Raw genomic sequence first — 10,929 nt, forward strand, 5'->3', positions numbered from 1 at the left:
TCTGAGCCGAACCGAAAATTGGTGACGGAAGCTGCTGCGAACGCGTGAATCAGGAACACGATCACGGGTTCTTGACCGGGGCCGCCACATCTTGGGCAAACCCTGACGTACTTGACGAACATTTGACTCAGCTGGGGAACAGAGTCGAAAAGTCGTTGGGTATCAAGGATTCAGGCGCTGTGGGAGGCGTCTGGAACGGGGGTTCGGGGACGCCCGCGACAACACGGGCAGTGGACCTACGGAAGGACAACGAGTGACCGCCATCGTGGACAACACGCCTCGTCAGAAGGCCCTCGGCCCGCACGACCTGGCCCGCCGAGTGCCCTGCACGATCTGCCTGGTGCAGACGGGGCAGCCCTGTCGCGACAACGACGGCACCGAGCGCAACGACCCGCACCACTCCCGTTGGATCCGCTACCAGCACCTCATGCGCCAGCGGCCGTTCACCGCCATCGTCCGCGAGGCCGTCGACGAACGGCTCAGCGTCGGCGACGTGCTGCTGTGCGTCGCCACCCGCGAACCGCGCACCCTGCGCGTGCTCGCCGACGGCCGCGGCAGCCAGGACGGCCCGGAGGTCATCGACGCCGGCGCCGTCGAGTTCCGCGCCTTCATCGAGGAGACCGTGCGCATGGGTCCGGGTCGCCACCCCCGCCCGCGCCCCAGTCGCCGCCCGCACCTGGGCGCCACGGCCTGACCGGCTCGGCGTCGGTCGAACCGCGGCCCAACCCCGCACTCCATTGCACCGCACGGGGTCGCGTGGAGTGACCTTTCGCGAGTGGACACCTTCATTGCGCCGCACAACACCGCAGTTCAGCGAGGCATAACCGCAGGCGGTCGTGTGCGGTGACCCCTTGAGGGTCGTCGAGAGGTCACCGCACACCGGCCGGGTCGCCTCACCCGGCGAGCACGACCTCGGTCAGCGCGGCCCGCAGCGACTCGGGCGCGTCGATGGCGACGATCTCCAGGAGCCCGTCCCGCGGATCCGCCGACCGCGCGATCGCATCGCGCAGCCGCGCCTTGAGCCCGAACGCCACCTGCGCCCGGTCGAGCACCTCGAACACGCGACCGGGGACGTCGTTCTCGGCGGCCGCGACGTCGCCGATCAGCCGCACCCGCGCGCCCTGCCCCGGCGGCACCTCCCCGATCTCCAGCACCATTGCCCCCGGCCGGGATTCGCGCGCCGACACCCGCGCGTCCGAACCCGCCGAGCCCGCCGAGCCCGCCGAACCCCCCGAGCCCGCCGAACCCCGCGAGCCCTGCGAATCTCCCAGGCGCACGAGCGCGCCGGTGACCGCCCGGGCGCCGAGCACCTCGACCTCGTAGCGCCGCCCGGCGGGCACCGACTCCGGGTGCCCCTCGACCGGGCCGATCGTCAGGTCGGAGCCGTCGAAGGTCATCGGCGTGAGCGCCCAGGCGTCGTCGTCGCGGTCCTCGGCGAGCTCGAACTCCCCGGAGCCGCCCGCGACCACGCAGACGCGCACGAGCCGCGGGTTCTCCACGCCCACCGCCTCGTCGTCGCGGCCGGCCAGCGGCAGGATCGCGCCGCGCCGCGCCAGCACCGGTAGGTCGTCGAGCGTGCGGTGCATCCGGATCCGCCGTCCCCCGGAGCCGGGCCGCCCCCCGGAGTACGCCAGGCCGGTGCGCACGTCGAGCCAGTCGCCGTCGGGCAGCCAGGCGTCGACGGCCGCCAGACCCGTCTCCCGATCGATGGGGGTGGTCACCGGGGCGACGAGGAGCGAGGTGCCGAAGGCGAACTGGTTCGGCACCTCGTAGGCGCCGGCCGCCCACGGGTGGTCGTGGTACATCGGGCGCACGAGCGGCTCGCCGAGGTCGTGGGCGCGCCGGTTCATCGTGTGCAGGTAGGGCACGAGCCGGTGTCGCAGCCGCAGGTATTCGCCCATGATCCGGGCGTGCTCGCGGCCGAACCGCCACGGCTCCTTGCGGTTGAACTCATCGAACGTCGAGTGCAGCCGCAGGATCGGGGAGAACGCGCCGAGCTGCACCCAGCGGGTCGCCAGCTCGTCGTCGCGGTAACCGAACATGTGCCCGCCGATGTCGTGGCTCCACCAGCCGTAGCCGATGTTGCTGGCGGTCGCGGTGAACCGCGGCTGGAACGCCAGGGAGGCCCAGCTGACGACCGTGTCCCCGGAGAATCCGACCGGGTAGCGATGCGAGCCCGGCCCGGCGTACCGGCTGAACGTCAGCGGCCGGGTCGCGCGCTCGCCCGGCCGACCGGAGTCGAGGAAATGCACGTGGTTGAGCATCCACAGCGGGTCGAGCCCGGGCATGCGCGAGTACGGCCCGGACTGCCAGTCCAGCCACCAGAAGTCGACGCCCTCGGCCTCCCGCGGGTGGTGCACGTGCTCGAGGTAGGCGGCGAGGAAGTCGGGGTCGGCCGGGTCGAACGCGATCGGGGCCTTTGTCGCCGGGTCGACGCCGAGTGCGCGGGCCAACTGCGGGTAGGCGTCCTCGTGGGCGCGGATGCCGTCGGCCGGGTGCACGTTGAGCGTGACCCGCAGGCCGCGCTCGTGCAGCCCCGCGAGGAAGCCGGGCGGGTCGGGAAACAGCTCGCGGTTCCACGAGTAGCCGGTCCAGCCGCTGCCGTAGGTGGGGTCGATGTCGACCGGGTGCCAGTCCATGTCGAGGACCGCCACGGAGAACGGCAGGCGCTCGGCGTCGAACCGGTCGAGCAGCGCCTCGTATTCGTCGGCGCTGTAGCGGTGGTAGCGGCTCCACCAGTTGCCGAGGGCGAACCGCGGCAGCACCGGCGGGGGGCCGGTGATCGCGTAGAAGTCGCGTAGCGCGGCGGGATAGTCGCGGCCGTGGGCGAACACGTACAGGTCGAGGGAGCCGGGCCGGCGCGGTTCGAGCCGACCGTCGCCGGCGAGCAGCAGCGAGCGGGAGTCGTCCAGCACCGTGATGCCGTTGCGGCTGAGCAGCCCCTCCTCCAGCGGGCATTCGCCGTCGACGGTGTCGAGGGTGCGCGCGGTGCCGCCGAGGTTGCCCTCGACGGGCCGGCCGAAGCGCCACACGCTGTGGTAGTTGCTCACCCCGCCCTTGACCTGCGCTGACAAGCCCTGCGGGGTGAACGGGCCGCCGTCGTACGACAGGTGCAGGGCGGCGGTGTCGAGTTCGAGGCCGTCCGTCTCCGGCCGGTCGCTGCCGGTCGCGGGCACGGCGACCCGGCGGGCCTCGAACGCGGCCGGCGGGGTGTCGCGATTCACGACGACCTGGGAGGCGCGGTCCTCGAAAACCCCGTCGGGGGCGTACTCGACGCGCACGAGCGCGGGGGTCAACACGGTGAATCGCGCGTTCCCGACCGTGACGATGGTGTCGGGGTGGGCGTGCGGACGGGTGGGCAGACGCAGGTGTTCGGGCAGGCTCACGGTCTCCTGCCTACCGCACCGGCGACCCCCGCACCACAGCGACGAGACCGGCTCAGCCGTTGGGCTCGAGCGTGACCTCCCCCTCCTCGAGGCGGCCGGCGAGCCGGGCGCTCTCGGCGAATTCGCGATCGATGGTCTCGTTGGGGCGGTAGGTCGCCAGGCTCAGACCGATCGTGACCGCGAGGTTGGCGACGAAGCCGGGCAGGATCTCGTAGAGGTCGAAGATGCCGCCGTCGATGCTGCCCCAGATCCACACGACGATCGCGCCGGTCACCATGCCGGCGAAGGCGCCGACGGTCGTCAGTTTGCGCCAGTACAGGCTCAGCACGACGATCGGCCCGAACGAGGCGCCGAACCCGGCCCAGGCGAACGCGACGAGGCCGAGGATCGTGCCGCCCTTGTTCCATGCCATCGCCGCGGCGACGAGGCTGATGCCGAGCACGGCGAGCCGCCCCATGAGCACGAAGAAGGAGTCGGTGCGATCGCCCTTGGTGAGGGCCTTGTACAGGTCCTCGACGAGCGCCGAGGAGGTGACGAGCAGCTGGCTCGAGATCGTGCTCATGATCGCGGCGAGCACCGCGGCCAGCATGAATCCGGCGACGAACGGGTGGAACAGCAGCTGCCCGAGGCGCAGGTAGATGGTCTCGGGGTCGGCGACCGCGGCGTCGGGGTGGGCGTGCACGTAGGCGACGCCGACGATCGCGGTGGCCACGGCGCCGCCGACGGAGAACAGCATCCAGGCGATGCCGATGCGGCGCCCGGCGGTGGCCTCCTGGGCGTTGCGCAGCGCCATGAACCGCACGATGATGTGCGGCTGCCCGAAGTAGCCCAGGCCCCAGGCCAGCGAGCTGATGACGCCGATGGCGGTGGCGCCGCGGACCATCGACATCATCTGCGGGTCGACCTTGCGCACCTGCGTGGCGACCTCGCCGAAGCCGCCGACCGCGACGAGCGCGAAGATTGGCACCGCGATGAGCGCGGCGACCATCATGAGGCCCTGCACGAAGTCGGTCAGGCTCACGGCGAGGAAGCCGCCGAACAGGGTGTAGGCGACGGTCACGCCGGCGACGAGCAGCATGCCGGCGCGGTAGTCCATGCCGAACGACCCCTCGAAGAACACGCCGCCGGCGACCATGCCGGAGCTGACGTAGAACGTGAAGAACACGAGGATGATGAGCCCGGAGACGATCCGCAGCGAGCGCGACCGGTCGTGCAACCGGTTCTCCAGAAAGCTCGGCACGGTGATCGAGTCGTTGGCCAGCTCGGTGTAGGCCCGCAGTCGCGGCGCGACGATCTTCCAGTTGACCCAGGCGCCGACAGTGAGACCGACGGCGATCCACCCTTCGACGAGGCCGTTCGCGTACACCGCCCCGGGCAGGCCCATGAGCAGCCACCCGGACATGTCCGAGGCGCCCGCCGAGAGCGCGGCGACGGCCGGCGGCAGGTCGCGCCCGCCGAGCATGTAGTCGTCGAGGTCGCTCGTGCGCCGATAGCTGTACCAGCCGATCGCGAGCATCGCGAGCAGGTAGATGATCATCGCGAGAATCTGGTAACCGCTGTCGCTCATGCGCCCTCCGTCGACCCGGTCCGCTCCTGTGCGGACGCTGGGCGCACCATACCTCCGCCGCACCGGGCACGGCGGGCGCACCGGACCGGGGCGCGCGGATGCGGGTGGCGCTTTGGTCGGCGCGGGCGGCCCGCCTACTGTGCAGGGGTGAGCACCAGCGAGCAGCCCGACGAGCCTGCCCACAAGCCTGCCCACGAGGACCGCGCGGAGACCGACACCGACGGCGCCACCGGAGGCACCACCGACGGCGCCACCGCCGGCGCCACAGCGGCGGCGCCGGCCCAGCCGTGGCCGGAGGGCTACGAGTTCGGTAAGCAAGACGGCATCTGCGCCTCGCTCATCGGCCTCATGACGCTGTACAGCCTCGCGATGATCCCGCTACGCCCGGTGATCCTCGGGCTGGCGCCGATCGTGCTCGTCACGCTCACCGGCTCCATGACGGGGCTCGTCATGTGCGGGGCGCTCGGGGCGACGGGCTGGGGCTGGTGGCCGGCGGCCATCGTCATCGGCACGCTGAGCGTCATCAAGTTCGACTTCGTGTGGTGGTGGGCCGGCAAGCTGTGGGGCGACCACTTCATCGCGAGCATCGCGGGGCAGACGGAGCGGGCCCGGCGGCGGGCCAAGCGGGCGGAGAACCTCACCCGGCGCTACGACATCCTCGCGATCGGCCTGGGGCACGTCCCGTTCGTGCCGGTCCCCCGCTCGATCGTCGCCGCGGTGCTCGGTGCGGCCGGCACGAGCCTGAAACGGTTGTTCCTCATCGATGTGATCTTCGCGTTCATCTACGCGTGCTCGTTCGTCGCGCTCGGCTGGCAGATCGGCGAACCGGCCGTCGCCGCGCTCGAGGAGTTCGGCAAGTACATGTGGTACGTCTCGATCGTGCTGCTCGTCGGCGTCTTCTACGTCGCCTACCGCAACGCCAAGAAGCAGTCCGCCCAGCGCTCGTGACCCACCCACACACATCGGCCGAAGGCTGCCCTTTCGGTCGAGGGCTCGTGCTACAGACCTAGCCCTCGGCCGAAAGGGCAGCCTTCGGCCGGTTAGGGGGACCGGTCAGGGGGAGGCGTCGACGTGGCGGGTGGCGGCCTCGTAGGCCTGGGCGACCGCGAGCACGCGCGCGTCGTCGCCGTGCGCCCCGACGATCTGCAGACCGACCGGCAGCTGCGGGCCCGCGCCGCCCTCCCGGCTCGCGAACCCGGCGGGCACGCTGAGCGCCGGTCCGCCCATCGCGGAGACGAGCGTGCACGAGCGCATCCATTCGACGTAGCTGCCCATCGGCTCCCCGGCGATCGTCTCCGGAAACCGCTGCTCGAGCGGGAACGGCAGCACCTGCGACGTCGGCGCGACGAGCACGTCGTGCCGCGAGAACCACCGCCCGAGCTCGCTGTGGAGCCGGGCCCGCGCCACGGTCGCGTCGATGACGTCGGAGCCGGTGAGCTCGACCCCGCGCTCGACGTTCCAGCGCACCTCGGGCTTGACCCGGTCGGGGTAGCGCGCGACGACCTCCCGCAGCGACAGCGCCATCGCGAGCGCCCGGGCGGTGTCGAAGACCTCGTCGGCGCTCCGCAGGTTCGGGCAGGCGTCGACAACCCGTGCGCCGAGCGACTCCAGCACCTCCCGCTGCGCGGCGACGACGGCCGCGACCGGCGCCTCCAGCGGCACGCCGAGCCCGAAGTCGAGGGTGAACCCGACGCGCAGCCCCGCCAGCGGCCGGGCCGACAGGTCGACGCGGGCGTCGACGAGCGCCGCGAACTCCGGGCCGGAGACGGGACACGGCAGCTCGACCCGCGGGTCGGGCCCGGCGAGCACGGACATCGCGAACGCGACGTCGGCGACTTCGCGGGCCATGACGCCGGTGCGCGCGAGCCACGCCCACGGGTCGCGGGTGGGCACGACCGGCAGCACGCCCGCCGACGGCCGGTAGCCGACGACGTTGCAGAAGGCCGCGGGGTTGCGCAGCGAACCGCCCATGTCGGAGCCGTCAGCGAGGGCCTGGATGCCGGTGGCGAGCGTGACCGCGGCCCCGCCGCTGCTGCCTCCGCAGCTCACGCTCGGGTCGTAGGGGTTGCCGGTGGCGCCGAACAGCTCGTTGAACGTGTGCGAGCCGGCGGCGAACTCGGGCACGTTGTTCTTGCCGGTGGAGTTGACGCCGGCGCCGCGTAGCCGGGCGATGACGAGGTCGTCGGTGGTCGGCACGACGTCGGTCAGCGCCGAACCCATCGTCGAGCGGATGCCGGCGACGAGGTGGGTGTCCTTGTGCGTCATCGGCAGGCCGTGCAGCGCCGGCAACTCCTCGGCGGCGGTGTGCGCGGCGAGCTCGTCGGCCGCGGCGGCCCGCCCCCGAGCCCCCTCGCGGTCCTCGATGACGACGGCGTTGAGGGGCCCGTTGACGGCGTCGATGCGCTCGTGGTGCGCGGCGAGGGCCTCCCGGGCCGAGACCTCCCGGCGCCGCAGCGCCCCGCACAGGTCGCGGGCGCTCCAGCGCCACAGCTGCGTCGGCTTCTCGCTCATGCGAGGCACTCTATGGCCGCCGCGCCGAGTCTCACCCCGGCAGCGCCGCGAGCACCCGCGCCTCGACGTGGTCGAGCCAGCGCGCCTCCGACTCGGCCGCGAAGATGAGGTTCTCCACGACGAGCAGCCGGCTCATCGTCTCGCCGGCGACCCCGTCTCCGGAGGCGGGCCGCGAGCCGTTGGAACCCGCCATGAGCCGGGCCTTGAGCCGCGTCAGAGACCGCAGCTGGGCCATCGTGGCCTCGCGTTGCGTCTGCACGATGACCGCGACGTCGACCCCCGGCACGGTGACGGCGAGCGCCAGCTTGATCGCCAGCTCGTTGCGCGGCGTGACGTCCCGGGCCACCGGGTCGGCCCACCAGCGGGTCAGTTCGTCGCGGCCCGCGTCGGTGATCCGGTAGCCGATGCGGCCCTCCTCGTCGGGGCCGCCGTCGGGCGCGACGCAACCGTCGCGCTCGAGCCGGCCGAGCGTGGTGTAGACCTGCCCGACGTTCAGCGGCCACGAGCCGCCGGTGCGGTCCTCGAACTCGGCGCGCAACTGGGCGCCGTACTTGGGTCCCTGCGAGAGCAGGGCGAGCAGTCCTTGGCGTACAGACATCGTTCCCTCCTCAGGCCGGTCGCCGGGTCAGGTCGGGCCGCGGGCGCACGAACAGTGCGGCGAGCGCGGCCGCGAGCAGCGGGGTGAGCACGAGCGCCGCGAGGATCGGCCACCACGGCACGACGACCCGCGAGGCGCTCTCGATCGTGATGTCGGACGGCAGGTTCGAGGTGGTCAGCAGCGCCGCGTAGACGCCCGGCACGGCGCCGACCGCGAGGCCGAGCACGGTGCCGACGAGGGCGAGCACCCCGGCCTGCGCCGCGGCCATCCGACGCCGGAGCCGGTCCGGCGCCCCGACGGCGGCGAACGTCGCCAGGTCGCGGCGGGCCTCCCCCATCGACAGCGCGGTCGCGGTGATCGTCGCGATGAGCGTCAGCAACGCGACGACGAGGAACGCGACCACCAGCAGCGTGCGGATCGGAGAGCTGTAGCCCCGCGCCACCTGCACCGAATCGAACACCGAGAGCCCGACCGCCGCCGCGACCGCGTCGGCCTGCTCCTGCGTGATCGGCCCGTCCGGCCCCTGCACGTACGCCCAGGAGGCCTGCGGCACACCGCCGAAGCGCTGCACGAAGCCCGGTGAGACGAGCACGTCGGGCCAGGCCTCGACCCCGAAGCCCAGCGGCGCGACGACGGCCGGCACCTGGGTGGTGCCACCGCCTCCGAGCCAGGTCGGGGTGGGGTCGTCACCCCACCTCGAGGAGCCGGTGGCCACCGTCATCGCCCCGCCCGGCGCGAACCGGGCGTCGCTGACGACGGCGCCGCCGGCGGCCAGGGTCTGTTCGGCGTGCGCGTCCAGACCGTACAGAGCCGCGGCGTCGGCCGGGTCGGCGACGACCATCCGGGACGGACTCGTCTGCGCCGACGCCCACGGGGCCGCGCACGGGTCCACGGGCGCGGTCGCCGGGCCCACCCAGCCGGGGGTCTGCACGACCTGGGCCGGTGTGCACCCGGACGGGACGACCGCGACCGTCGACACGGGCGTGCCAGGGGCGGGGGCCTGCCCGGAGAACCCGAACCGGTAGATCGGACGCACCCGGCTCCCCGGCAGCGCCGCCGTCACGGCGGGGGCCACCCGGTCGGCCTGCACCCGCGGCAGATCCACGGGCACGAGGGCCTGCCCCGGCGGGGCGGTCGGGCGGTACAGCGCCCGGTTGAAGGCGTCGGTCGAGGTGGCCGCGATGCCGAACCCGGCGAGCAGGATGGCCCCTGCCATGACGGCCGCGATCGTCGGGATCGCCCGGCCGCGCTGGCGGCCCGCGTCCCGCAGGGCGAGCCGCACCGGCAGCGGGGCGCGCGCCCCCAGGCGCGAGAGCAGGGTGAGCAGCCGCGGCGTGAGCAGCAGCGCTCCGACGACGACGGTCGCCCCGCTGGCGAGCACGCCGAGCGTCCACAGGCCGGACTGCGCGAGCGCCGTCGAGGGGCTGGAGACCAGCGCCCACAGCGCCGCGGCGCCCGCGACCCACAGCACGAGCCCGAGCACGGGCAGGCCACGGTGCGGCCGTGGCGAGACGACGTCGGAGCGCAGGGCCGTGGTGACATCGAGCCGGGTCAGGCCGCGCGCCGGAATGAGGGCCGAGACCACGGCGGCGAGCACGGCCGCGCCGACGACGACGCCGACCTCCGTGGCCGGCACCTCGACGGGGCCGACCTGGTCGATCCAGCGCAGGCGCAACGCGATCGGCACCATCGCCGCGCCGACGACCAAGCCGAGGAGCATTCCCGCGAGCGTGGCCAGCACGCCGAGCAGCAGCGCTTGGGCCAGGAGCGTGCGGCGCACCTGGGCCGCGGTCGCCCCGTTCGCCGCGGCGAGCGCGAGCGTGCGGCGCTGCCGCTGGGCGATGACGGCGAAGGCCGGGCCGGCCAGCAGGCAGCTGACGACGAGCAGGGCCAGGGACAGCATCGCGGTGGTCGTCAGCGATTGGCCGGAGTCGAATCCTCCGGTGCCCAGGCCGGACGCCATCCCGGGCGGCGCGGGCAGGCTGCCCGGGTTCTCGATGACCTCGCGGGAGAGCACAGAGAGGCCGTGCGCGTTGAGCGCGCGCACCTCGTCGGCGGGCACGGGAGTGTCGCGGTCGAGCAGGAAGTTCGTGGTCTCCAGCGCGGTGGGCGCCACGGAGATGAGCCCGACGCGGTCGGACGAGAGGGGCGCGGCGTCGGCGACCCCGACGATCGTGCCCGGCACGGTGGCGGGTTCGGCGTCGATGCCGGCCAGCGTCACCTGGCCGGAGGTCGGCAGCCCGAGCCGCGCGCCGACCTGGGTGACGACGAATTCGCCCGGCGCGCTGGGCCATCGGCCGGAGACGAGGGTGGCCATGCCGCGGGTGGCCGGGTCGGACATGTCGGCCTGGAGCGCGGTCGTCGCCGCCGGGCGGTTGCCGACGAGCACCTCGCGCTGCACCCAGGAGACGGGCACGACCCGGCCGCCGGTCAGGCCGGCCAGGGCGGTGCGCGCCTGCTCGAGGGTGGGGCGGTCGCTCAGGCCGGGGACCGGCTCCGAAGGGGCGGCGGCGACATCGCTCGCCCCGCACCGAGCCGGGGCGTCGGTGGGCTCCCAGCCGGGTGACGCGACGAGGATGGAGGCGTCATCACTGCACGGAACGACGGCCTCGGAGCTGGTGCCCCAGTTCGTCACCTGCACGTCGGACCGGCTCACCAGCAGCGCCTGCGCGCTGCCCAACCGGCCGGGCACCGACTCCTTGAGCGAGACCTCGTTGGTGGCCAGGAACGTCAGCCCGGCGACCATGACGAGCACCGGCAGGCCGACCATGAGCGCGATGAGCGCGCTGCGCCAGCGGTGCGCGCCGATGTCGCGGCGGGCCATGCGCAGGCTGACGCGCCAGCCGGCCCACCAGCGGGCGGCGGGG

Annotated in this window: 7 protein-coding genes; 2 read left to right on the top strand and 5 right to left on the bottom strand. The window is 73.4% G+C overall.

What is annotated here, in order from left to right; genetic code table 11:
* The first annotated feature begins 253 nt into the window (after positions 1-253).
* The gene (locus PINTE_RS17960) at positions 254-694 is read left to right on the top strand and encodes a zinc finger domain-containing protein (protein WP_068433507.1); all 441 of its coding nucleotides are present in this window, start codon (positions 254-256) and stop codon (positions 692-694) included.
* A 199-nt stretch (positions 695-893) separates the two neighbouring features.
* On the opposite strand, the gene PINTE_RS17965 is transcribed toward PINTE_RS17960, so the two are convergent.
* Both PINTE_RS17965 and putP read right to left on the bottom strand, forming a co-directional pair.
* Positions 894-3,386: a glycoside hydrolase family 31 protein gene (locus PINTE_RS17965; RefSeq protein ID WP_068433509.1), complete on the bottom strand. Its 2,493-nt coding sequence runs from the start codon at positions 3,384-3,386 to the stop codon at positions 894-896.
* Positions 3,387-3,438: 52 nt separating this feature from the next.
* The gene (gene putP, locus PINTE_RS17970) at positions 3,439-4,953 is read right to left on the bottom strand and encodes a sodium/proline symporter PutP (protein WP_068433511.1); all 1,515 of its coding nucleotides are present in this window, start codon (positions 4,951-4,953) and stop codon (positions 3,439-3,441) included.
* Positions 4,954-5,100: 147 nt separating this feature from the next.
* On the opposite strand from putP, the gene PINTE_RS17975 reads away from it, so the two are divergent.
* Positions 5,101-5,901, top strand: a complete 801-nt coding sequence (locus PINTE_RS17975; protein ID WP_068433513.1) for a DedA family protein — start codon at positions 5,101-5,103, stop codon at positions 5,899-5,901.
* A 105-nt stretch (positions 5,902-6,006) separates the two neighbouring features.
* Here PINTE_RS17975 and PINTE_RS17980 read toward each other — a convergent pair whose 3' ends face one another.
* The 3 genes from PINTE_RS17980 to PINTE_RS17990 all read right to left on the bottom strand — a co-directional run.
* Positions 6,007-7,464: an amidase family protein gene (locus PINTE_RS17980; protein WP_068433514.1), complete on the bottom strand. Its 1,458-nt coding sequence runs from the start codon at positions 7,462-7,464 to the stop codon at positions 6,007-6,009.
* 31 nt (positions 7,465-7,495) lie between these two features.
* On the bottom strand, positions 7,496-8,062 hold the full coding sequence (locus PINTE_RS17985) for a PadR family transcriptional regulator (RefSeq protein ID WP_068433515.1): 567 nt from the start codon (positions 8,060-8,062) through the stop codon (positions 7,496-7,498).
* Between the two features lie 10 nt (positions 8,063-8,072).
* A partial coding sequence (locus PINTE_RS17990; RefSeq protein ID WP_068433517.1) for an FtsX-like permease family protein occupies positions 8,073-10,929 on the bottom strand: 2,857 nt, incomplete at its 5' end.

This window comes from Piscicoccus intestinalis NBRC 104926, from assembly GCF_001515525.1.
Taxonomy (GTDB): Bacteria; Actinomycetota; Actinomycetes; order Actinomycetales; family Dermatophilaceae; genus Kineosphaera; species Kineosphaera intestinalis.